Annotated in this window: 20 protein-coding genes; 14 read left to right on the top strand and 6 right to left on the bottom strand. The window is 71.4% G+C overall.

Translation table 11 applies throughout. The annotated features are described in order from the left end of the window. Nucleotides 1–67: 67 nt before the first annotated feature. A complete protein-coding gene (locus ACFYWX_RS45860; protein ID WP_389431450.1) occupies nt 68–1,390 on the top strand; it encodes an MATE family efflux transporter in 1,323 nt (440 codons plus the stop codon). Here the strand turns inward: ACFYWX_RS45860 and ACFYWX_RS45855 are convergent. Further along, nucleotides 1,351–2,589 (bottom strand): glycosyltransferase 87 family protein, encoded by a 1,239-nt coding sequence (locus tag ACFYWX_RS45855; RefSeq protein ID WP_389431497.1) that lies wholly within the window; start codon nt 2,587–2,589, stop codon nt 1,351–1,353. The genes ACFYWX_RS45860 and ACFYWX_RS45855 overlap by 40 nt on opposite strands. A 104-nt stretch (nt 2,590–2,693) precedes the next feature. Between ACFYWX_RS45855 and ACFYWX_RS45850 the strand changes: the two genes are divergently transcribed. Both ACFYWX_RS45850 and ACFYWX_RS45845 read left to right on the top strand, forming a co-directional pair. After that, nucleotides 2,694–3,836 carry a glycosyltransferase family 4 protein gene (locus ACFYWX_RS45850; RefSeq protein ID WP_389431449.1) on the top strand — a complete coding sequence of 381 codons (1,143 nt, stop codon included), beginning with the start codon at nt 2,694–2,696 and terminating at the stop codon, nt 3,834–3,836. A gap of 205 nt (nt 3,837–4,041) precedes the next feature. After that, nucleotides 4,042–5,622: a GMC oxidoreductase gene (locus ACFYWX_RS45845; protein WP_389431496.1), complete on the top strand. Its 1,581-nt coding sequence runs from the start codon at nt 4,042–4,044 to the stop codon at nt 5,620–5,622. Between the two features lie 24 nt (nt 5,623–5,646). Here ACFYWX_RS45845 and ACFYWX_RS45840 read toward each other — a convergent pair whose 3' ends face one another. Beyond that, nucleotides 5,647–7,443: an AMP-dependent synthetase/ligase gene (locus tag ACFYWX_RS45840; protein WP_389431447.1), complete on the bottom strand. Its 1,797-nt coding sequence runs from the start codon at nt 7,441–7,443 to the stop codon at nt 5,647–5,649. A 359-nt stretch (nt 7,444–7,802) separates the two neighbouring features. Between ACFYWX_RS45840 and ACFYWX_RS45835 the strand changes: the two genes are divergently transcribed. From ACFYWX_RS45835 to ACFYWX_RS45810, 6 genes are all read left to right on the top strand, one after another. Further along, nucleotides 7,803–8,558, top strand: a complete 756-nt coding sequence (locus tag ACFYWX_RS45835; RefSeq protein WP_389431495.1) for a metallophosphoesterase — start codon at nt 7,803–7,805, stop codon at nt 8,556–8,558. A 138-nt stretch (nt 8,559–8,696) separates the two neighbouring features. Further along, nucleotides 8,697–9,137: an SRPBCC family protein gene (locus ACFYWX_RS45830; RefSeq protein WP_389431446.1), complete on the top strand. Its 441-nt coding sequence runs from the start codon at nt 8,697–8,699 to the stop codon at nt 9,135–9,137. A 226-nt stretch (nt 9,138–9,363) separates the two neighbouring features. Beyond that, entirely contained in the window at nt 9,364–10,536 is a 1,173-nt protein-coding gene (locus ACFYWX_RS45825) for an ArsA family ATPase (protein WP_389431445.1), read from the top strand. Between the two features lie 57 nt (nt 10,537–10,593). Further along, nucleotides 10,594–11,097 carry a DUF5304 domain-containing protein gene (locus ACFYWX_RS45820; protein WP_389431443.1) on the top strand — a complete coding sequence of 168 codons (504 nt, stop codon included), beginning with the start codon at nt 10,594–10,596 and terminating at the stop codon, nt 11,095–11,097. Nucleotides 11,098–11,201: 104 nt separating this feature from the next. Next, a complete protein-coding gene (locus tag ACFYWX_RS45815) occupies nt 11,202–12,155 on the top strand; it encodes an ROK family glucokinase (RefSeq protein ID WP_389431442.1) in 954 nt (317 codons plus the stop codon). 75 nt (nt 12,156–12,230) lie between these two features. Next, nucleotides 12,231–12,983 carry an endonuclease/exonuclease/phosphatase family protein gene (locus ACFYWX_RS45810; RefSeq protein ID WP_389431441.1) on the top strand — a complete coding sequence of 251 codons (753 nt, stop codon included), beginning with the start codon at nt 12,231–12,233 and terminating at the stop codon, nt 12,981–12,983. 6 nt (nt 12,984–12,989) lie between these two features. On the opposite strand, the gene ACFYWX_RS45805 is transcribed toward ACFYWX_RS45810, so the two are convergent. Together ACFYWX_RS45805 and ACFYWX_RS45800 are read right to left on the bottom strand one after the other, a co-directional pair. After that, nucleotides 12,990–13,592 (bottom strand): hypothetical protein, encoded by a 603-nt coding sequence (locus tag ACFYWX_RS45805; RefSeq protein ID WP_389431439.1) that lies wholly within the window; start codon nt 13,590–13,592, stop codon nt 12,990–12,992. Next, a complete protein-coding gene (locus tag ACFYWX_RS45800) occupies nt 13,585–14,364 on the bottom strand; it encodes an alpha/beta hydrolase (RefSeq protein WP_389431438.1) in 780 nt (259 codons plus the stop codon). Before ACFYWX_RS45800 ends, ACFYWX_RS45805 begins: the two co-directional genes overlap by 8 nt. Before the next feature lie 170 nt (nt 14,365–14,534). On the opposite strand from ACFYWX_RS45800, the gene ACFYWX_RS45795 reads away from it, so the two are divergent. The 4 genes from ACFYWX_RS45795 (at nt 14,535) to ACFYWX_RS45780 (ending at nt 18,408) form a co-directional block, all read left to right on the top strand. Next, entirely contained in the window at nt 14,535–15,305 is a 771-nt protein-coding gene (locus ACFYWX_RS45795) for a lysophospholipid acyltransferase family protein (protein ID WP_389431437.1), read from the top strand. Nucleotides 15,306–15,346: 41 nt separating this feature from the next. Next, on the top strand, nt 15,347–16,573 hold the full coding sequence (macS, locus tag ACFYWX_RS45790) for a MacS family sensor histidine kinase (protein ID WP_389431436.1): 1,227 nt from the start codon (nt 15,347–15,349) through the stop codon (nt 16,571–16,573). Next, nucleotides 16,570–17,247, top strand: coding sequence for a response regulator transcription factor (locus tag ACFYWX_RS45785; protein ID WP_133926887.1), 678 nt, complete (start codon nt 16,570–16,572; stop codon nt 17,245–17,247). The genes macS and ACFYWX_RS45785 overlap by 4 nt, the downstream gene beginning before the upstream one ends. Nucleotides 17,248–17,379: 132 nt before the next feature. Next, entirely contained in the window at nt 17,380–18,408 is a 1,029-nt protein-coding gene (locus ACFYWX_RS45780; protein WP_389431434.1) for a 6-phosphofructokinase, read from the top strand. Between the two features lies 1 nt (nt 18,409). Here ACFYWX_RS45780 and ACFYWX_RS45775 read toward each other — a convergent pair whose 3' ends face one another. Both ACFYWX_RS45775 and ACFYWX_RS45770 read right to left on the bottom strand, forming a co-directional pair. Next, entirely contained in the window at nt 18,410–20,326 is a 1,917-nt protein-coding gene (locus tag ACFYWX_RS45775) for an anthranilate synthase family protein (RefSeq protein WP_389431433.1), read from the bottom strand. Between the two features lie 92 nt (nt 20,327–20,418). Further along, nucleotides 20,419–20,484 (bottom strand): trp operon leader peptide, encoded by a 66-nt coding sequence (locus ACFYWX_RS45770; RefSeq protein ID WP_389431494.1) that lies wholly within the window; start codon nt 20,482–20,484, stop codon nt 20,419–20,421. 94 nt (nt 20,485–20,578) lie between these two features. On the opposite strand from ACFYWX_RS45770, the gene ACFYWX_RS45765 reads away from it, so the two are divergent. Continuing rightward, nucleotides 20,579–21,931, top strand: a complete 1,353-nt coding sequence (locus ACFYWX_RS45765; protein WP_389431431.1) for a class II 3-deoxy-7-phosphoheptulonate synthase — start codon at nt 20,579–20,581, stop codon at nt 21,929–21,931. Nucleotides 21,932–22,100 lie beyond the last annotated feature (169 nt).

Here is a 22,100-nt window from a genome sequence, read left to right as displayed (position 1 = left end):
GTCGTATCCGAATGATACCTCTTATCGAGTTATCTCGAATCGAGGTAGCTCGACGAAGGGGGACCCAGTGAACGTCCATCGGAAACAGCTCGTCTCGCTCGCCCACCCCGTCTACTTCTCGCTGCTCGCCTCCGTGGCCGCCGGGATCATCAACACGGTCTGGGTGTCACGGCTCGGCGGACCCGCCGTGGCCGCCGTGGCGGTGGCGACCAACACCGAGAACGTGCTGCTCGGGGTCGCCCTGGTCTTCGCCTCCGGGACCACGGTGCTGGTCGCGCACGCCAGGGGCGCGCGGGATCCGGCGGCGGTGCGGGCGGCCGTGCGCGGCGGCTGGGCGCTGTGTGCGGTGATCACGCCCGTGGTCGTGGTGGGCGGGTTCCTGCTGCGCGAACCGCTGGCCCGGCTGGTCCTCGGCACCGCCGAGGGCCCCGCGCTGCCGCTCGCGGTGGGCTACTTCGCGATCTCGATGCCGGGCCTGGCCGTCTTCTTCGCGCAGAACCTCGTCGACGGCATCCTCAAGGGCACGGGCGACACCAGAACCCCGATGCGCCTCGCCCTCCTCGCCAACGGCCTGATCCTCGTCGGCGACCCGTTCTTCATCCACCTCTACGGTGTGCGGGGCGCCGCCGCCTCGACCGCGCTGTGCCGGTGCGTGGCCCTCGCGACGGGCCTGCTCGCCCTGCGCCGCAACGCGCTGCTCAGGGCCGCCTCGGGGGCCCGTCCGGCGTGCGGGACCGGGTCCGCGCTGCGCCGGACGCTGGCGACCGGGCTGCCGATGTCCGCCGACTTCACCGTGCGGCAGGCCGGGGCGCTGGCACTGGTCGCGATCGTGGCGCGGCTCGGGGTGACGGCGGTGGCGGCGTACTCCATCGCCTACAAGGTCATGTACATCGCGACGATGGCCTTCTACGCGGTGCGCCAGGCCGCCTCCATCCACACCGCGCACACACGCGGGGCGGGCGAGGACGCGCGGCGGGCGATCGGGCGGCAGGCCGTGCTCGTCTCCGGGACCGTCGGCCTCGCGGCGAGTGTCCTGCTGACCGCCACGGCCCCCTGGATCATGGCCGCCTTCGGCGCGGGTCCTGACGTGGCCCGCGAGGGCGTGCTGTTCCTGCGCTGTGTCGGGCCCTACCTGTTGCTGATGGCCTGCTTCATCGCGCTCGGCGGGGTTTTCGAGGGCAGCGGCGGGGCGCCGGCGCTGCTGCGCGTGACCCTGCTCGGCACGGCCGTCCAGCTGCCGCTCGCCCTCGCGCTGTCCGGGCTCGGCCTGCCGGGCGTGTGCCTGGCGCTGGCGCTGGCCATGGTCGTGCAGTGCGCCGCGGTGGGGGTGCTCCTCCATCGGGCCCGGCGTCAGGAGGAGACCGGGGTCTCCTGGGCGGGGGCGGTCTGAGGCGGCAGGGGCGGCACGCTCGCGATCGGCGGCACCGTCGCCCGCCAGAGCCGTACGGCGCCCGTCACCGCGGCGACGACCAGCAGCCCGTTGCGGATGAAGAGCAGGGTGATGCCGAGTCCGTCACTCGCGACGACGTTCGCGAAGTAGACCGGGAACTCCAGCACCGTCGCGAAGCAGGCCGCCAGGACCAGGAGGGCGGGCAGCCCCATCCGGCTCGTGCGGAAGCACAGGCACACGGCGGCGAGACCCACCAGCCACACCAGGTACTGCGGGCTGATCACCCGGCTGGTCACCGTGAACATCAGCACCGCCACGAGGGCCGCGTCCGCCAGGGTGTGCGTCATGAACCGTTTCGCCAGCAGCCGCCACAGCACCAGCCAGCCGAGGGCGGTGCCGGTGAGGAACAGCGCCCCCGTGCTCACCCAGTCCACGTACGGGCCGAGGAACTCCACCGAGCCGTAGTTCAGCAGCACCTTGCCGTCCCAGCCGAACTGCCGGGCCACGTGGAAGACGAGCGAGCCCAGCGACTCCACCTCGGTGCCGCGGTCGCGCTGGAAGGTGAGGAACGCGAACGCGCCGGGCATGGCGAGCGCGAACAGCCCCGCGATCACACCGGCGGACACCACCGCGGCGCCCCACGCCCGCCGCCGTACCGCGCCCAGCAGCAGCATCGCCGGCCACACCTTCAACATGGCCCCGAAGCCCACCAGCGCGCCCATCACCCGCGGATGCCGGGCGCCCGCGAGCAGCGCGGCCACCGCGACGGCGGTCACCATCACGTCGTAGCGCGCGTACACCGTCGGGCCGAGCAGGGGCACGCCCACCACCCACACCCAGGCGCCGCGCAGCGACTTCGACGGGCGCAGACCCGCGTACAGCAGCAGGCACAGCGCGACGAGGTCGGCGACGAAGGCCAGGACGAAGAACGCCGACGCGTAGTCCAGGAAGGGCAGCAGGCCGGGGGAGAGGATCGCGAGCGCAGCGGCGGGCGGGTACTGCCAGGTGACGTCCTTCTGAGGGAACGTTCCGCTGCTCAGAACGTCGTACCAGCCGTGATAGATGACGGAGACGTCGCTGGTGACGTCCGGGCCCGGGAAGACGTACACCTTGAAGACGAAGAGCAGCAGCAGCAACCTGGTCACGCCCCAGGTCCCCAGCAGCCACGGCAGTGACCGCCTCGCGCCCGTCGTCTTCACGTGATCCCCTGCCATCCGCTGTTCGTGTTGAGGGGAACATGATGTCCTGCCCTGCTGTGAGCGTGCCATAAAGCCGCTGGGCAGGTTCGATAAGGTCTGCGGCGATGCATAAGACCCTGATCGTGACCAACGACTTTCCGCCACGGCCCGGCGGTATCCAGGCGTTCCTGCACAACATGGCGCTGCGCCTCGACCCCGAGCGGCTCGTCGTCTACGCGTCGACGTGGAAGCGGAGCCGGGAGGGCGTCGAGGCGACGGCCGCCTTCGACGCCGAGCAGCCCTTCACCGTCGTCCGCGACCGTAGGCCGATGCTGCTGCCGACGCCGGGCACGACCCGGCGGGCCGTGGGCCTGCTGCGGGAGCACGGGTGTACGTCGGTGTGGTTCGGGGCGGCGGCGCCGCTCGCGCTGATGGCACCGGCGCTGCGGAAGGCGGGCGCGACCCGGCTGGTGGCGACGACCCACGGGCACGAGGCCGGATGGGCCCAGCTGCCCGCCGCGCGGCACCTGCTGCGCCGGATCGGGGAGTCCACGGACACGATCACCTACCTCGGCGACTACACGCGCTCGCGGATCGCGGGCTCCCTGACGCCTCAGGCCGCGCGCCGGATGGTGCAGCTGCCGCCGGGCGTGGACGAGAAGACCTTCCACCCGGGCTCCGGCGGCGACCAGGTGCGGGCGCGGCTCGGCCTCACCGACCGGCCGGTGGTCGTGTGCGTCTCCCGGCTGGTCCCGCGCAAGGGGCAGGACACGCTGATCCAGGCCATGCCCAGGATCCTGGCCGCCGAGCCGGACACGGTCCTGCTGATCGTCGGGGGCGGCCCCTACGAGGGCGACCTGCGACGGCTCGCGCACGAGAGGGGCGTCGCCGACTCCGTCCGCTTCACCGGCCCGGTGCCCTGGGCGGAGCTGCCCGCGCACTACGGCGCCGGCGACGTGTTCGCCATGCCGTGCCGCACCCGGCGCGGCGGCCTCGACGTGGAGGGGCTCGGCATCGTCTACCTGGAGGCGTCCGCGACCGGCCTGCCCGTCGTCGCCGGCGACTCCGGCGGCGCCCCCGACGCCGTACTCGACGGCGAGACCGGCTGGGTCGTGCGCGGGGGCTCGCCGGAGGACGCCGCCGACCGCATCGTCACCCTCCTCGGGGACCCCGAACTGTGCCGGAGGATGGGGGAGCGAGGGCGGCAGTGGGTCGAGGAGAAGTGGCGCTGGGACCTGCTGGCGGAACACTTGAAGGCACTGCTGTAGAGCAGCACCGCCACCGGGGCTGTATCGATATGCGGCTCCGCCGCGTGGACGCGACAAGCCACACACAACCCGCAGCCGCCCGCGACGAGCACCCGGCACTTGGGAAGGCGCCCACCCCCTAGCCGGAACCGAAAAATCCGCCCATGCTGCGAAAATGACAGCAAACCTGATGCAGCATCAGCTGACACGACGTCAGATCCTCGGTATGGCCGCCCTCCAGACCGCGGCCACCCTCGGCTTCACCCGCATCGGCCTCCAGTCCGCCCACGCGGCCGAGCCCGCCGCCGTCGAACAGGCACCGGCCATCGTCATCGGCTCGGGCTACGGCGGCGCCGTCGCCGCCCTCCGCCTCGGCCAGGCCGGCATCCGCACCCTCGTCCTGGAGATGGGCCGCCTGTGGAACACCCCCGGCGCCGACGGCAAGGTCTTCTGCTCCACCAACGCCCCCGACGAACGGTCCATGTGGTTCCGCACCCGCACCGAGGCCCCGCTCGCCACCTTCCTCTGGCTGGACGTCGTCAACCGGGACATCGGCTCCTACCCCGGCGTCCTCGACCGCGTCCATTTCGACCACATGTCCGTCTTCGTCGGTCGCGGGGTCGGCGGCGGCTCCCTGGTCAACGGCGGCATGGCCGTCACCCCGCTCCGGTCCTACTTCGCCGAGCAGTTCCCCACCGTCGACGCAGACGAGATGTACGGCACGTACTTCCCGCGCGCCCGTTCCATGCTCGGCGTCAACACCGTCGACCCGGCCTGGTTCGAGTCCACGGACTGGTACCGCTTCGCCCGGACCTCCCGCAAGCACGCAGAGAAGGCCGGCCTGAAGACCACCTTCGTGCCCAGCGTCTACGACTTCGGGTACATGCAGCGCGAAGCCGCCGGTACGGCCACGAAGTCCGCGCTCGCCGGCGAGGTCATCTACGGCAACAACCAGGGCAAGCGCAGCCTCGACAAGACGTACCTCGCCTCCGCCCTCGGCACCGGCAACGTCACCATCCACACCCTGGAGCGGGTCAGGGCGATCAGCCGGGCCGCCGACGGCACGTACGTGCTGACCGCCGACCGGATCGACGCCACCGGCAAGGTCGTCGAGACCCGGCAGTACGGCTGCACCTACCTCTTCCTCGGCGGCGGCAGCCTCGGCACCACCGAACTCCTCGTCCGCGCCCGGGAGACCGGCACCCTGCCCGCCCTGGACGCGAACGTCGGCGCCGGCTGGGGGACCAACGGCAACGTGATGCTCGGGCGGGCCAACCACCTGTGGGACACCGTCGGGGCCAACCAGTCGACCATGCCGGTCATGGGCATCGACGACTGGGCCAATACCGCCAACCCCGTCTTCGCCGAGATCGCCCCGCTGCCGACGGGGCTCGAGCACTGGGTCAGCCTCTATCTGGCGATCACCAAGAACCCGGAACGTGCGGCCTTCTCGTACGCGGGCGGCTCCTTGGCGCTCGGCTGGACCGCTGCCCAGAGCGCCGTCTCCGTGAGCATGGCGAAGAAGCTGTTCGACCGGATCAACGCCGCCAACTCCACCATCTACCGGTACGACCTCTTCGGCTCGTCCAACAAGGTCTTCGCGGACGACTTCACGTACCACCCGCTGGGCGGCTGCGTGCTGGGGAGGGCGACCGACGACTACGGCCGGGTGAAGGGCTACCCACGGCTGTACGTCACCGACGGCTCGCTCGTGCCGGGGTCGATCGGCGTGAACCCGTTCGTGACGATCACCGCGCTCGCCGAACGGACGATGGCGCGGGTCCTCGCCGAGGACACCGCGCCATGAGCCGTCGTGGGACCGACCGGTCCCCTACTTCTGGTAGATCGCCTCGATGTCGGCCGCGTAGTCCTTCGCCACCACGTTGCGCTTGAGCTTCAGCGACGGCGTGAGATAGCCCGTCTCCTCCGTGAACTGGGAGTCCAGAATGCGGAACTTCCGCACCGATTCCGCCTTCGACACCGCGGCGTTGCCGTCGTCGATCGCCGTCTGGATCGCGGCCAGCAGGTCCGCGTCCTCGCGCAGCGACGCCGCGGTGGAGCCCGCCGGCTTGCCGTGGTCTGCGGCCCAGCGGCCCAGGAACTCCTCGTCGATGGTGACCAGCGCGCCCACGAACGGCCGCCCGTCGCCCACCACCATGCACTCCGCGACCAGCGCGTGCGCCCGGATGCGGTCCTCGATCACGGCCGGGGCGACGTTCTTGCCGCCCGCGGTGACGATGATCTCCTTCTTGCGGCCGGTGATCTTCAGGTAGCCGTCCTCGTCGAGGGTGCCGATGTCACCGGTGTGGAACCAGCCGTCGGCCAGCGCCTCCGCGGTCGCGGCCTCGTTGTTCCAGTAGCCCTTGAACAGGTGCTCGCCGTGCAGCAGCACCTCGCCGTCGTCGGCGATGCGGACCACCGAGCCGGGCAGCGGCTGGCCGACCGTGCCGATCTTCTGCCGGTCCCAGGGGTTGAACGCGGTCGCGGCGCAGGACTCGGTCAGGCCGTAGCCCTCCAGGACCGTGAAGCCGATGCCGCGGAAGAAGTGACCCAGCCGCTCGCCCAGCGGGGCGCCGCCGGAGATGGCCGCCTCGCCGCGGCCGCCCAGGACCGTGCGCAGCTTGCTGTAGACGAGCCTGTCGAAGACCTTGTACTTGACCTTGAGGCCGATGGACGGGCCCGACGGGGTGTCCAGCGCCTTGCTGTACGCGATCGCCGTGTCCGCGGCCTTGTCGAAGATCGCGCCCTTGCCGTCCGCCTGCGCCTTGGCACGCGCCGAGTTGTAGACCTTCTCGAAGACCCGCGGCACGCCCAGGATCAGCGTCGGGCGGAACGCGGCCAGCTCGTCGGTGAGGTTCTTGATGTCCGGGACGTTGCCCAGCTTGATCGGCGCCAGCATCGGCGCGACCTGCACGAGCCGCCCGAAGACGTGCGCCAGCGGCAGGAAGAGCAGCACCGAGCAGTCGCCCGTGCGGAACAGGGGCCGCAGTCGCTCCACGACGTTCCCGCACTCGGCGAAGAAGTTGCGGTGCGTGAGCACACAGCCCTTGGGCCGGCCGGTCGTACCGGAGGTGTAGACGATGGTCGCCGGGTCGTCGGCCTTGGCGATCGAGCTTCGCTCCTCGACGGTCGCGTCGGACACGTCTTTGCCGAGCCGCCCGAGCTCCTCCACGCCCCCGGCCTCGATCTGCCAGACGTGCTTGAGGGCGGGCAGCGTCTCGCGCACCGACTCGACGGCGGCCGCGTGGTTGTCGAGCTCGACGACGGCGGCCGTGGCGCCCGAGTCGGACAGGATCCACTGCACCTGCTCCGCCGAACTGGTCTCGTACACCGGCACGGTGACCGCGCCCGCGCACCAGATCGCGAAGTCGAGGAGCGTCCACTCGTAGCGGGTACGGGACATCAGGGCGACCCGGTCGCCGGGCTGGACGCCGGAGGCGATGAGGCCCTTGGCGGCGGCGTGCACCTCGGTCAGGAAGGCGGCGGCCGACACGTCCTGCCAGGCACCGTCCGCCTTGCGCGCGATCACGGCGACGTCGGGATGCTGCGCGGCGTTTCTGCGGACGATGTCGGTCAGGTTGCCGTCCGCAGGGACCTCGTACAAAGCCGGAAGGCTGAACTCGCGCAAGACTGCTGCTCCTCATAGGGCGCCGGCGCCACGACGTTGTGTGATGCGACGGTGGTCGGTCCAAGGCTCGGGCAGGTGCTCGGGGGGTTCCCCAGGGGCCGTTGGGCCGCTGGTTGAAATCCTGAGCACGACTGGACTGCCCGGACGTTACCCGCCGGTATGGCTTCTTCGACAGGGGGCCCGGCGAGATGTTCGCTGCGTCACACAGATTGGTGTTTCTTTACCGCACAGTAGTCGACGCACTTACTGACGAGCCAGTAACCGCAGGTCCCGCCGCCACTGTTCACGTATGCCGCACACCTCTACTCTTGATCACCATGGCAGTGAGACCGCCCGGTAACCGCAGAACACGCGTCCACGTGGTCAGTGACGTGCACGGGAACGCCCGTGACCTGGCCAAAGCCGGCGATGGCGCCGACGCGCTGATCTGTCTCGGCGACCTGGTGCTGTTCCTGGACTACGCCGACCACTCCCGCGGGATCTTCCCCGACCTGTTCGGAGTCGAGAATGCCGATCGCATTGTGGAACTGCGAACGGCCCGCCGTTTCGAGGAGGCGCGGGAACTCGGAGCGCGGCTGTGGGCCGGAGTCGGCAGCGACCGGGCGGCGGTGATCGAGCGGGCGGTGCGCAAGCAGTACGCCGAAATGTTCGCCGCGTTCCCGACGCCGACGTACGCGACCTACGGCAATGTCGACATGCCGCCACTGTGGCGTGAGTACGCCGGGCCGGGCACGACGGTGCTGGACGGAGAGCGGGTGGAGATCGGCGGCCGGGTCTTCGGCTTCGTGGGCGGGGGCCTGCGGACCCCCATGCGCACGCCCTACGAGATCAGCGACGAGGAGTACGCGGCGAAGATCGAGGCGGTCGGCGAGGTGGACGTGCTGTGCACACACATCCCGCCGGAGGTGCCGGAGCTCGTCTACGACACGGTGGCGCGCCGCTTCGAACGGGGCAGCCGGGCGCTGCTGGACGCGATCCGCCGTACCCGGCCCCGGTACGCGCTGTTCGGTCACGTCCACCAGCCGTTCGCGCGGCGGATGCGGATCGGGGCGACCGAATGCGTGAACGTGGGGCACTTCGCGGGGACGGGGCGGCCGTGGGCGCTGGAGTGGTGAGAGCGGGCGGTGCGACCCGCGCGCCGGTACGACGCAGGTAGCGGTGACGTCGGGCCGAGCTGTGCGCGGTAGCCTTCACGCTGCACACACGTGCGCACGAGGATCAACTGGCGGCCCGCATCTGGAGGAGCCACAGCGATGGCGGAATACACCAGCTCGAGCATCACGATCGAGGCGGCACCGGCCGACGTGATGGGAGTGATCTCCGACTTCGCCCGCTACCCGGACTGGACGGGCGAGGTGAAGGAGGCGGAGGTCCTCAAGAGCGACGACCAGGGGCGCGCCGAGCAGGTCCGGCTCGTCATGGACGCGGGGGCGATCAAGGACGACCAGACGCTGGCGTACACGTGGACCGGGGAGAACGAGGTCTCCTGGACGCTGGTGAAGTCGCAGATGCTGCGGTCGCTCGACGGCTCGTACATCTTGAAGTCGGCGGGCGTGGGGGCCACGGAGGTCACGTACCAGCTGACCGTCGACGTCAAGATCCCCATGCTCGGCATGATCAAGCGCAAGGCGGAGAAGGTCATCATCGACCGGGCGCTGGCGGGCCTGAAGAAGCGGGTCGAGTCGGACCGGTAGCTGTTCGGCTGCGGGTGGGTGGGGGCGCGCGCCCCCACCCACCCACGGGCATGCGTGCCGCCTGGGGCGATGGGGGTCCCCCCGCTCGAGCGAAGTCGAGAGTGGGGGAGGGTGGGCGCGGGCGGCAACCCGTCAGCGCCGGGCTGCGCGACCAACCTCCGTCCGCTCCAGCGCCGGAGCACCAGGCAACCCGCGTTCACCGCAACCTCCGTTACCGTTCACCCCCATGCGCACCATCCTGATCACGGGCCCGGGCGGCAGTGGTCGTACGACTGTTGCCGCGGCGACTGCTCTGCGGGCCGCCCGTGAGGGCACTCGCACGCTTGTTCTTAGCGCCGACCGCACCGACACCCTGGGCGCGGCGCTCGGTGCCGGGACAGGGGCCACCCCGACCCGAGTCACCGATCACCTCACCGCCTGGCGCCCCGACGCCGCCGCCGCGTTCCGCGAGGACCTCACCGCGTTCCAGGAGCGCGCGACCTCCGTCCTCGACCTGCTCGGTGCCTCCCGCCTCGACCCGGAGGAGGTCACGCCCCTCCCCGGCGCCGAGGAACTCGCCCTGCTGCGGGCCATCAGGGACGCCGCGCTGTCGGACACCCACGATCTCCTCGTCGTCGACCTGCCGCCCACCCCCCACGCCCTCACCCTCCTCTCCCTCCCCGAGGAACTCCGCCGCTACCTGCGCCGCCTGCTCCCGGCCGAGCGACAGGCGGCCCGCGCCCTGCGCCCGGTCCTGGGACGCCTCGCCGGTGTCCCCATGCCCTCGGAGTGGCTGTACGAGACCGCGGCCCGCTGGGACCTGGAACTGGCCGCCGTGGAAGCCGTCGTCGCCGACCGGAACACCGTCGTACGGCTGGTCGCCGAACCCGGCCCGGCGGGCGCCGACGCCGTACGCACCGCAGCCCTCGGCCTCGCCCTGCGCGGCCTGCGCACCGAGGCCCTCGTCGCCAACCGCGTCCTGCCCGAGGACGAGACCGGGACCTGGCTCGCCGGACTCGTCGCCCAGCAGCGCAAGGCCCTGGCGGAGTGGCAGGAGGAGTACGACGACGTCCGTACCGTCGCCCACCTCGGCCGCGACCCCCGAGGCGCCGACGACCTCGCCGCGCTCACCGTCCCCGGCGTCAACCCGGACGCCTCCCCGGTCGAGTGGCCGATCACCGACCGGATCGCCCAGGACGGCGTGCTCGTCTGGCACGTCCCGCTGCCCGGCGCCCGACGCGACGAACTGGACCTCGTCCGGCGCGGCGACGAGCTCGTCGTCACCACCGGCCAGTTCCGCCGCATCGTCGCGCTGCCGTCCGCCCTGCGCCGCTGCACCGTCGACGGCGCCGCCCTGCGCGAAGGCGAGCTGCGCGTCCGGTTCGCACCGGACCCCGACCTGTGGCCGCGAGCCCGGTGAACCACGTACCCCCGTTCGGGTAACGTCGTAGAGACGAACCGTAGTCAGGAGTGCGTCATGAGCGAAGAGAGCCCCGAGCAGGACGCGGTCGACGAGGGAACTCGCGCCACCGACGCCGACGCCTGGGCCACCGCGTGTGCCGAGGACCTGGCGGAGGAGAAGGCCCGTCGCCGCGCCCAGTACGGCCCGCCCCCCGGCTCGGCCGCCGAGGAGTTGCGCAAGCTCGTCGACTCGGTCGCCGACAAGCTGTCCGGCCTGCAGTCCCCGCTCCTCGGGGCGGTCGCGGGACCGGCCGCACAGCAGGTGGTCCGCCAGGTCGTGGAGCAGGCCAAGGCCGCCGTCGAGCCCGTCATGGAACGCAACCCCGACGTCTTCGACCACCTCGCGGCGGCCGGCAACGAACTCCTCGCCGCCTACCGCTCCGCCGTCCAGGCCCAGGAACAACGCTGGACGACCGGGGCGAGCGACCTGCACCGACCCGACAAGGACGCCGACGACCCCCGGGACGACCGGGACAATGGCGAGGGCACCGGCCCGGGCCAGCGCATCGACTTGGACTGACGGTCCCTCTCCCGGGCCCGTCCGCCGGGCGGACGACGGGTCTTTGACGGCAGGGCCTCGGGTACGGTTGGCCGTAGCGGGGCTCGACCGAAACTGAGGGATTCATGGGACTCACCATCGGCGTCGACATCGGCGGCACGAAGATCGCGGCCGGCGTGGTCGATGAGGAAGGCAACATCCTCTCGACCTTCAAGGTGCCGACCCCGGGCACGCCCGAGGGCATCGTGGACGCCATCGCCTCCGCGGTGGAGGGCGCGCGCGCCGGGCACGAGATCGTCGGCGTGGGCATCGGCGCAGCCGGCTACGTCAACCGTCAGCGCTCCACGGTCTACTTCGCCCCCAACATCGACTGGCGCCAGGAGCCGCTGAAGGAGAAGGTCGAGGCCCGCGTGGGTCTCCCCGTGGTCGTGGAGAACGACGCCAACGCGGCCGCCTGGGGCGAGTACAAGTTCGGCGCGGGCAAGGGCCACCGCAACGTCATCTGCATCACGCTCGGCACCGGTCTCGGCGGCGGCATCATCATCGGCAACAAGCTGCGCCGCGGACACTTCGGCGTCGCCGCCGAGTTCGGTCACATCCGCATGGTCCCCGACGGCCTGCTCTGCGGCTGCGGCTCGCAGGGCTGCTGGGAGCAGTACGCCTCCGGCCGCGCCCTCGTCCGCTACGCCAAGCAGCGCGCCAACGCCACCCCCGAGCGCGCCGAGGTGCTGCTCGGCCTCGGTGACGGCACCCCCGACGGCATCGAGGGCAAGCACATCTCCATGGCCGCCCGCCAGGGCGACCCGGTCGCCGTCGACTCCTACCGCGAGCTCGCCCGCTGGGCCGGCGCCGGCCTCGCCGATCTCGCCTCCCTCTTCGACCCCTCCGCCTTCATCGTCGGCGGCGGCCTCTCCGACGAGGGCGACCTGGTCCTCGACCCGATCCGCACGTCGTACAAGCGCTGGCTGGTGGGCGGCAACTGGCGCCCGGTGGCGGACGTGATCGCCGCCCAGCTGGGCAACGAGGCGGGCCTGGTGGGCGCGGCGGACCTGGCCAGAGAGCCCGACCCGATCATGTGAGTGCCACCTCTTGAAGCAGGTTCCCCGCGCCCCCAAAGGGCGCGGGGAACTGCGCTCACCACTTATCGTGACGGTATGGTGACGCCCCCGCTTCCCACGTCCCACACGGAACCCGACGGCTCCGCCGTCCTCCGCGTCCTCAGCTACAACATCCGCTCCATGCGCGACGACACCACCGCCCTCGCCCGCGTGATCGCCGCCTGCACTCCCGACCTGGTCCTCGTCCAGGAAGCCCCCCGCTTCTTCCGCTGGCGCAAGAAACTCGCCCGCCTCGCCGCCGCCTCCGGCCAGGTGATCCTCTCCGGCGGCGCCCCGGCGGCCGGACCGGCGATCCTCTCCTCACTGCGCGCCACCGTCGAACGCACCGAGGACGTGCTGCTGCCCCTCACCCCCGGCCTGCACCGCCGCGGCTTCGCCACCGCCGTCGTCCGGTTCGGCGGCGCCCGGCTCGGCGTCCTGAGCTGTCACCTCAGCCTGGACACGCACGAGCGGTACGACCAGGGCGGCCTCCTCCTCGACCGGCTCGCCCACATGGGCGTGGAGCACGCGATCGCGGGCGGCGACCTCAACGAAGGCCCCGGCGGCCGCACCTTCCGACGGGTCGCCACCGGCCTCCAGGACGGCTGGGCCACCGCCCCCTGGGGCGGCGAACACACCTGGACGCGCAGCGCCCCCCACAACCGCATCGACGCGATCTTCGCGACGAAGGGCGTGGAGGTCCTGGGCTGCGGGGTGCCGCTGGACCAACCCGGTGTGACCAGGGCCGATCTTCAGGCGGCCACGGACCACCTTCCGGTCCTGGCCGCCCTCAAAATCCCCGCCTCGTAACGGGTCTCAGACCACCGCGCCCCGGCCCGGTTCGTCGCCGTCCTCGTCGTCCGTCCTCATCCGCACCACCAGCGTGGCGAAGCCGCCGAGGAAGCCGCCGATGCCGAGGGTCGCCAGCCACCACGTCATGTCCCAGCGGAGCAGCACCGCCAGCAGGAGCAGGAGCGGACCGCCGACCACACCGAGCCAGGCGAACTTGGCGGTGGTGTCGGCGGCGGGCAGCGGCGGCGGCTCGGGCGGTACGAAGTGGCCCTCGTCGTCCTCGTCGAAGTCGTCCTCGGTCGACTCCGGCGTGGTGTAGTCGCGGGGGCCGACCCCGGGCGCGAAGGCCACAGAGCTGCCCAGCGGCTTGGCGGGCTTGTCCTTCGGGTCCTTCGACTCCGTCGGCTCCTTCGGGGCCTCGTCGTTCGGCTCGACCTCCAGCAGCGCCAGGTCCTCCACGGACTTGAACGGCTTGGCGCCCGGCGGGTCCACCGGCTCCTCGCCGTACCCCGCGACGATCGCCGCCCAGGCGGCCTCCTCGTCGAAGGGCACGTGCTGCTCCTCCGGCTCGCCGTCGTCCCGGTGCTCGTCCTCGCGGTCCTCGCGGTCGGCGTCGTGCTCAGCCACCTGCCGTCGTCCCTTCTTTGCCGACACTGGGTGCGAGCCGGGCGATGAACGCGTAGCTCTCCTCGAAGATCCGGTCCGCGTCGTGGTCCAACGTCGCCACGTGGTAACTCTGTTCCAGCACGACCTCCCGTACGTCCGTCGACGACACCCGGCTCAGGACCCGGGCCGAGTCGGCCGCCGGCACGACATGGTCCCGCGCGCTGCGCAGGAGCAGCAGCGGCTGTGTGACCTGCGGCAACTCGCCGTCGACCTGACGGAAGAAGACACGCAGGGAGTGCGCCGCGTGCAGCGGCACCCGGTCGTACCCGATCTCCACACCGCCCTCCTTCGCGATGTCACTGGTGATGCCCTTCGCCGTCCGCACGACGTGGCGGGCCACCGGAAGGGCATACGCGGACAGGCCGTGCACCTTGTTCGCCGGGTTGACGACCATGACGCCGGCGACGGCACCCTGGTGCTTGGCCGCCAGCCGCAGCGCCAGCGCGCCGCCCATCGACAGCCCGGCCACGAACACCTGGGCGCAGGTCCGGCGCAGGGCGCGCAGTTCGCGGTCGACCTCCGCGTACCAGTCCTGCCAGCCGGTGAGCTGCATGTCCTCCCAGCGGGTCCCGTGCCCCGGCAGCAGCGGCAGCGAGACGGTCAGTTCGCGCGCCGCGAGATGCTCCGCCCAGGGGCGCAGCGACTGCGGGGAACTGGTGAAGCCATGACAGAGGAGGACCCCCACCTCCCCGCCGTCATGGCGGTACGGCTCGGCTCCAGGAATGACCGGCACCATCGGTCTCCTGTTCGTGAGAGTGGCATGAGAGGGACATGAACGAGTCCAGGTTGCTTCACCGTACGCGACCGCACGGACACCGACCAGGGCCGTCGGGCTCTTTGACAGTGCTCCGGGTTAAGGTCTGAACGACACACACAGGAGGCACTCGGTTGTTGTACGGCGCGATGAAGGTTTCCGTCGGGGGGACGCTGAAGGTCGTCTTCAGACCCTGGGTGGAAGGCCTGGAGAACGTTCCCGCCGAGGGCCCCGCGATCCTGGCGAGCAATCACCTCTCCTTCTCGGACTCGTTCTTCCTGCCCGCGGTCCTCGACCGCAAGGTCACCTTCATCGCGAAGGCCGAGTACTTCACCACGCCCGGGGTGAAGGGACGGCTGACGGCCGCCTTCTTCAAGGGCGTCGGACAGCTCCCGGTGGACCGCTCCGGCGCGCGCGGCGCGGGTGAGGCGGCCATCAAGAGCGGCATAGATGTTCTGGAACGCGGTGAGCTGTTCGGCATCTACCCGGAGGGCACGCGCTCGCCCGACGGCCGCCTCTACCGCGGCAAGCCCGGCGGCCTCGCACGCGTGGCGCTCGCCACCGGCGCGCCCGTGATCCCGGTCGCCATGATCGACACGGAGAAGATCCAGCCGCCGGGGAAGGTCGTCCCGAAGGTCATGCGGCCCGGCATCCGCATCGGCAGGCCGCTGGACTTCAGCCGCTACGAGGGCATGGACCACGACCGCTTCGTGCTCCGCGCGGTGACCGACGAGGTCATGTACGAGATCATGAAGCTCTCCGGCCAGGAGTACGTCGACATCTACGCGACCGCCGCCAAGCGGCAGATCGCGGATGCGGCGAAGGCCGAGAAGGAAGCGGAGAAGGCGGCGAAGGCCGCCCTCGCGCAGGCGGAGAAGGACCAGAAGGAGAAGGCCGAACAGGCCGAGAAGGACCAGTAGTCCGAGCGTTCGGGGCGGCGGGGAAAAGGGGGGCGGGGGACATGGCCAGGCGTGAGCGCGTGATGCGGATGTCGGTCGAGCAGCCGCTGTGGCGTGCGCTCGCCGGGTATCGGGTGCTCACGATGCTGTACGCGGTCGGCTTCTTCGCCACCGCCTACGACGGGTTCGTCCGCCCCTGGGTCGCCGTCGCCTACTACTGCGTCCTGTTCGTCTGGACCCTGGCCACCCTGCCCAAGGTCGCGAACGCGGCCGCCTGCACCAAGCGCTTCCTCACCGCCGACCTCACCATCGCGCTCGCCGGCATCCTGCTCACGCCCGTCGCCGACGCTCACGAACGCGTCCAGTCGGGCGGTCCGACGCTGCCGTCGATATGGACCGCGGGTTCCGTCCTGGCCTTCGCCATCAAGGGCGGCTGGCGCTGGGCGGCCGTCGCCTCCTCCGCGGTCGCCGCGGTCAACCTGGTCGAGCGCGGTACCCCCGCCCGCGACACCGTCCACAACGTGATCCTCGTCTGGGTCGCCTCCATCGCCATCGGCTACGTCGTCGAGGTCGCCCGCGCCTCCGAGCGCACCCTCGCCCGCGCCCTGGAGATCGAGGCCGCGACCCGGGAGCGGGAGCGTCTCGCCCGGGACATCCACGACAGCGTCCTGCAGGTGCTGGCCATGGTGCAGCGGCGCGGCGCGGTCATGGGAGGCGAGGCCGCCGAGCTGGGGCGTCTGGCCGGCGAGCAGGAGGTGGCGCTGCGCACCCTGGTCTCCGGCGGACTCGTGCCGGTCTCCCGGGTGTCGGAGGACGCGGCCCATGGGGCGCTCGTCCGAGCGGTGGAGGAAGCGGAGGAGGCGGACGACTCCGACGGGCCGGTCGATCTCCGCGCGCTGCTCGCGCCCCATGCCGCCGCCCGGGTCAACCTCGCCGAACCCGGCGCCCCGGTCCTGCTGCCCCCGGCCGCCGCGAAGGAGCTGGCCGCGGCCGTCGGCGCCGCGCTGGACAACGTGCGCGAGCACGCGGGGGAGGACGCCCGGGCGTGGATCCTGGTCGAGGACGAGCCCGACGCCGTCATCGTCTCCGTGCGGGACGACGGCCCCGGCATCCCGGAGGGGCGGCTCGCACAGGCCGAGGGCGAGGGACGGCTCGGCGTGGCCCTGTCGATCCGGGGGCGGCTGCGCGAGCTCGGCGGCAGCGCCGAGTTGATCTCGACTCCGGGGCAGGGCACGGAAGTCGAGCTGACGGTACCGAAGGTCTCGCGGGACAAGGCGGACAAGCGATGAGTGAACAGCAGGGCACGATCAAGGTCATGGTGGTCGACGACCACCCCATGTGGCGCGACGCCGTCGCCCGTGACCTGGGCGAGTCCGGCTTCGAGGTGGTCGCCACCGCCGGCGACGGCGAGCAGGCGGTGCGCCGCGCCAAGGCCGCCGCGCCCGACGTCCTCGTCCTCGACCTGAACCTGCCCGCGAAGCCGGGCGTCCAGGTCTGCAAGGAGGTCGTCGCCGCGAACCCCGCGCTGCGCGTGCTGGTGCTGTCGGCGAGCGGTGAGCACGCCGACGTCCTGGAGGCGGTGAAGTCCGGCGCGACCGGCTATCTGCTCAAGTCGGCCTCGACGGAGGAGCTGTTGGACGCGGTGCGCCGCACGGCCGTCGGCGACCCGGTCTTCACGCCCGGGCTGGCCGGTCTGGTCCTCGGCGAGTACCGCCGCCTCGCCTCCGAGCCCGCGCCCGCGCAGGACACCGACGAGCCGAAGGCGCCGCGCCTGACCGAGCGCGAGACGGAGGTGCTGCGGCTGGTCGCCAAGGGCCTGAGCTACAAGCAGATCGCCGAGCGCCTGGTCATCTCCCACCGCACGGTCCAGAACCACGTCCAGAACACCCTCGGCAAGCTCCAGTTGCACAACAGGGTCGAGCTCGTCCGGTACGCGATAGAGCGCGGCCTCGACGACGAGTAGGACCACCGTCCGGCACGCGAGCGAGCCAACTGCCCGATAGTTCACCGGAATAGCCCTTCGCGCCCATCCCTGTGTGACCTGGATCACCATTAGCGTGGCCTTCACCAGTAACCGCGGCGAAGGGACATTTCCATGCGGGTCGGAGTACTGACCGGAGGCGGCGACTGCCCCGGGCTCAACGCCGTCATCCGGGGCGTCGTCCGCAAGGGCGTGCAGGAGTACGGCCATGACTTCGTCGGCTTCCGGGACGGCTGGCGGGGACCCCTCGAAGGCGACACCGTGCGCCTCGACATCCCGGCGGTGCGTGGCATCCTGCCCCGCGGCGGCACCATCCTCGGCTCCTCGCGGACCAATCCGCTGAAGCTGGAGAACGGCATCCGCCGGATCAAGGAGAACCTCGCCAAACAGGAGGTCGAGGCACTCATCGCGATCGGCGGCGAGGACACCCTGGGCGTCGCCGCCCGCCTCACCGACGAGTACGGCGTCCCCGTCGTCGGCGTGCCGAAGACCATCGACAACGACCTGTCCGCCACCGACTACACCTTCGGCTTCGACACGGCCGTCAACATCGCGACGGAGGCGATCGACCGGCTGCACACCACCGCCGAGTCCCATATGCGCGTCCTGGTCGTCGAGGTGATGGGCCGTCACGCCGGCTGGATCGCCATCCACTCCGGCCTGGCCGGCGGCGCCAACGTCATCCTCATCCCCGAACAGCGCTTCGACGTGGACCAGGTCTGCGCCTGGGTCACCTCCCGCTTCAAGGCGTCGTACGCCCCGATCGTCGTCGTGGCGGAAGGGGCCATGCCCAAGGACGGCCAGATGGTGCTCAAGGACGAGTCGCAGGACTCCTTCGGGCACGTCCGGCTGTCCGGCGTGGGCGAGTGGCTGGCCAAGGAGATCGAGAGGCGCACGGGGAAGGAGGCGCGGACGACCGTCCTCGGACACGTCCAGCGCGGCGGTACCCCGAGCGCCTTCGACCGCTGGCTCGCCACCCGCTTCGGCCTGCACGCCATCGACGCCGTCCACGAGCGCGACTTCGGCAAGATGGTCGCGCTGCGCGGAACGGACATCGTCCGCGTCCCGATCGCGGACGCCACGGCCAAGCTGAAGACGGTCGACCCGAAGCTGTACGAGGAGGTCGGCGTCTTCTTCGGCTGAGCTACACCACGGGCCGCCGCTCGGACGTGCCGGCGCGCAGAGCGCCGACCAGCTCACGGACGACGGCGGCCCCGTTCAACGTCAGCACGGACTCCGGGTGGAACTGCACCCCCGCGACTGCGTTCGTGGGCGCGCCTCCGGCACGACCAGACCCGCGCAACGCGTGGACCTCGCCCGTCCCGCTCCGGCTCACCTCCACGCCGTGCGCGGCCAGTTCGGCGGCCGCCTCGTCGTCGCAGCGCGCCACGAAGCTGTTGTAGAAGCCGACGGTCTCGCTCCGTCCGAACAGATCGATCTCGGTCTGCGCCCCCTGGTAGGGCACGTCCTTCCGTACGATCTCCAGCCCCAGCTCGGCCGCGATCAGCTCGTGCCCGAGGCAGACGCCGAGGACGCCGTGCCGGTGTCCCCGGATCACCTCGGCGGTCAGGGCGCGCAGAAACCGCATCTTCGGGTCGGCCGTGTCCGACGGGTCGCCCGGTCCCGGACCCAGCACCACCGGCCCCTCGTGCGCGAGCACCGCCTCCCGCAGCCCCGGCTCGTCGTACCGCCGGACGGTCACCTCGAGGCCGCTCGACCGGAGCACGTGCGCGAGCATCGCCGTGAAGGTGTCCTCGCCGTCGACGACCAGGGCATGGCCGGACAACTCCGGCGAGGGCTCCTGCATCCGCAGCCAGAAGGGGGCCAGGGACGACCGCCGCCCGTCCAGCGCCTCCCGCACCCGGGGGTCGTCGGCGAGCCTGGGGCGTACCGACTCCTCGCGCGGCCTTCCGGGTCGTACACCGAGCGCCGACAAGACCCCCGCCGCCTTCGCGTGCGTCTCCGCGACCTCGCCGGCCGGGTCCGAACCGCGTACCAGCGTCGCGCCGACCGGCACCCGCAGCCGCCCGGCCGCGTCGATGTCGGCGGTGCGGATGAGGATGGGGGAGTCGAGGGTCTGCGCGCCGCCGGCGTCCCGGCCGAGCAGCGCGAGCGCGCCCGCGTAGTAGCCGCGGCCGACACCGTCCCGCCCGAGGGGCTCATACCGTTCGATGACCCGGCAGGCGTTCTGCACGGGCGAGCCGGTGACGGTGGCGGCGAACATGGTCTCCTTCAGCACCTCGCGCGCGTCCAGCGACGACCTCCCCCGCAGCTCGTACTCGGTGTGCGCGAGGTGCGCCATCTCCTTCAGCCGGGGCCCGACGACCACTCCGCCCATGTCGCCGACGGTGCACATCATCTTGAGCTCCTCGTCGACGACCATCGACAGCTCCTCGATCTCCTTGCCGTCGGCGAGGAACGCGAGCAGGTGCTCCGGAGTCGGCCCCTCGGCCGGATATCGGTACGTCCCGCTGATCGGGTTCATCACGACCGTGCCGCCGGACATCCGCACATGCACCTCGGGACTGGCCCCGACCAGGGTGCGCTCCCCGGTGTGCACGACGAACGTCCAGTAGGCGCCCCGCTCGCCCTCCAGCAGCCGCCGGAACAGCGCCAGCGCGTCGGCCCGTCCGAAGCCGGGGATCTCACCCTCGTACGTCCGCCGGATGACGAAGTTCGCGCCCTCGCCCCGCCCGATCTCGTCGCGCAGCACCCGCCCGACGATCTCCGCGTACTCGTCGTCGCCGACGTCGAAGCCGCCCGAGCGGACGCCGACGTCGTGGGCGGGAAGCTGGGCGAGGGCCTCTTCCAGCGTCAGCGTGTGGGTCTCCTCGGGCGTGAGCACCGCGAGCGGGGTCCCGTCGTCGCGGACGTCGAAGCCGCGCTCCCGGATCTGGCGGAAGGGGACGAGCGCGAGGCCCTCGTCGGGGAGGTCGGCGAGGCGCTCGCAGGTTCCGACCGGGCCGAGGAACACCTCCACGAGGTTCTCGTCGTGGCCCGGGGTTCGGCGGCGCAGCAGGGCGAACGGGCGGGGATCGTCGAGCAGGTCGAGCAGCTGCATGGGTCCGTTTTCCTTCTCGCTGGGAGGAACGGACCCCGGGAACGCCGAAGGCCGCCCTCGGGCGGCCTTCGCGAAGTCTTGCGTACGCGCAGTCAGTGGGCCGCCGGAGAAGCGGTCCACCACCAGTTCTGGGTCTGCTGGGTCGAAAGCGCGAACATGCGGTGCACCCTACCCCACCGCCGGATGTAATCCGGTGTCTCATTTAGTGGGCATGGCACGGAAGGCCCGACACGACCCCGTAATGTTGAGGTCGTGACAGCGAACGCTAAGACCAGCCCGAGTGCTGGCAACACCTGGCGAGACCTGCCCGCGGCGCAGCAGCCCGAGTACCCCGACCAAGAGGCTCTGCGCGCGGTGATCGCGGACCTCGAGTCGTATCCGCCGCTCGTCTTCGCGGGCGAGTGTGACCAGCTGCGCGCCCGGATGGCGGCCGTCGCCAAGGGAGAGGCGTTCCTTCTCCAGGGCGGCGACTGCGCCGAGGCCTTCGACGGAGTGTCGGCCGACCACATTCGCAACAAGCTGAAGACACTCCTCCAGATGGGCGCCGTGCTGACGTACGCCGCGTCCGTGCCGGTGGTGAAGGTCGGCCGTATCGCCGGCCAGTACTCCAAGCCGCGCTCCAAGCCGACCGAGACCCGCGACGGCGTGACGCTCCCGACCTACCGGGGCGACTCCGTCAACGGCTTCGACTTCACCGAGGCCGCCCGGATCCCGGACCCCGAGCGGCTGAAGCGGATGTACCACGCCTCCGCCTCGACGCTGAACCTGGTGCGCGCCTTCACCACCGGCGGCTACGCCGACCTGCGCCAGGTGCACGCCTGGAACCAGGACTTCGTGAGGTCGTCCCCGTCCGGCCAGCGCTACGAGCAGCTCGCCCGCGAGATCGACAACGCGCTGAACTTCATGCACGCCTGCGGGACCGACCCGGAGGAGTTCAAGACCGTCGAGTTCTTCTCCTCGCACGAGGCGCTGCTGCTGGACTACGAGTCGGCGCTCACCCGGGTCGACTCCCGCACCGGCCGGCTGTACGACGTCTCCGGGCACATGGTGTGGATCGGTGAGCGCACCCGGCAGCTGGACCACGCGCACATCGAGTTCGCGTCGAAGATCAGCAACCCGATCGGCATCAAGCTGGGCCCGACGACGACGGCCGAGGACGCGCTGCAGTACATCGAGCGCCTCGACCCCGACCGTGAGCCGGGCCGGCTGACCTTCATCGTCCGCATGGGCGCCGACAAGGTCCGCGACAAGCTCCCCGAGCTGGTCGAGAAGGTCACCGCCTCGGGCGCCACCGTGGCCTGGGTGACCGACCCGATGCACGGCAACACCTTCGAGGCGGCCTCCGGCCACAAGACGCGCCGCTTCGACGACGTGCTCGACGAGGTCAAGGGCTTCTTCGAGGTCCACAAGTCGCTGGGCACCCACCCGGGCGGCATCCACGTGGAGCTCACCGGTGACGATGTGACCGAGTGCGTGGGCGGCGGCGACGAGATCTTCGTCGACGACCTGCACCAGCGCTACGAGACGGCGTGCGACCCGCGGCTCAACCGCAGCCAGTCGCTCGACCTGGCGTTCCTCGTGGCGGAGATGTACAGGGACCAGTGACGGGACTGCCCGTTACAGGCACCTGAAGTGGGGGGGGGGGGGGGGGGGGGGGGGGGGGCGCCCCCCCCCCGGGGGGGGGGGGGGGGGGGGGGGGGGCCGCGGGGGCCGGGTTTTTTTGGCCCCCAACCCCAGGTAAAACCGGGCCCCGCCGCGGCGGTTTCGTAATGGG

This window comes from Streptomyces sp. NPDC002888 (assembly GCF_042888465.1).
Classification (GTDB): domain Bacteria; phylum Actinomycetota; class Actinomycetes; order Streptomycetales; family Streptomycetaceae; genus Streptomyces.
The sequence above is the reverse complement of the archived record's forward strand: the minus strand, read 5'-3'. Positions and strand labels throughout refer to the sequence as shown.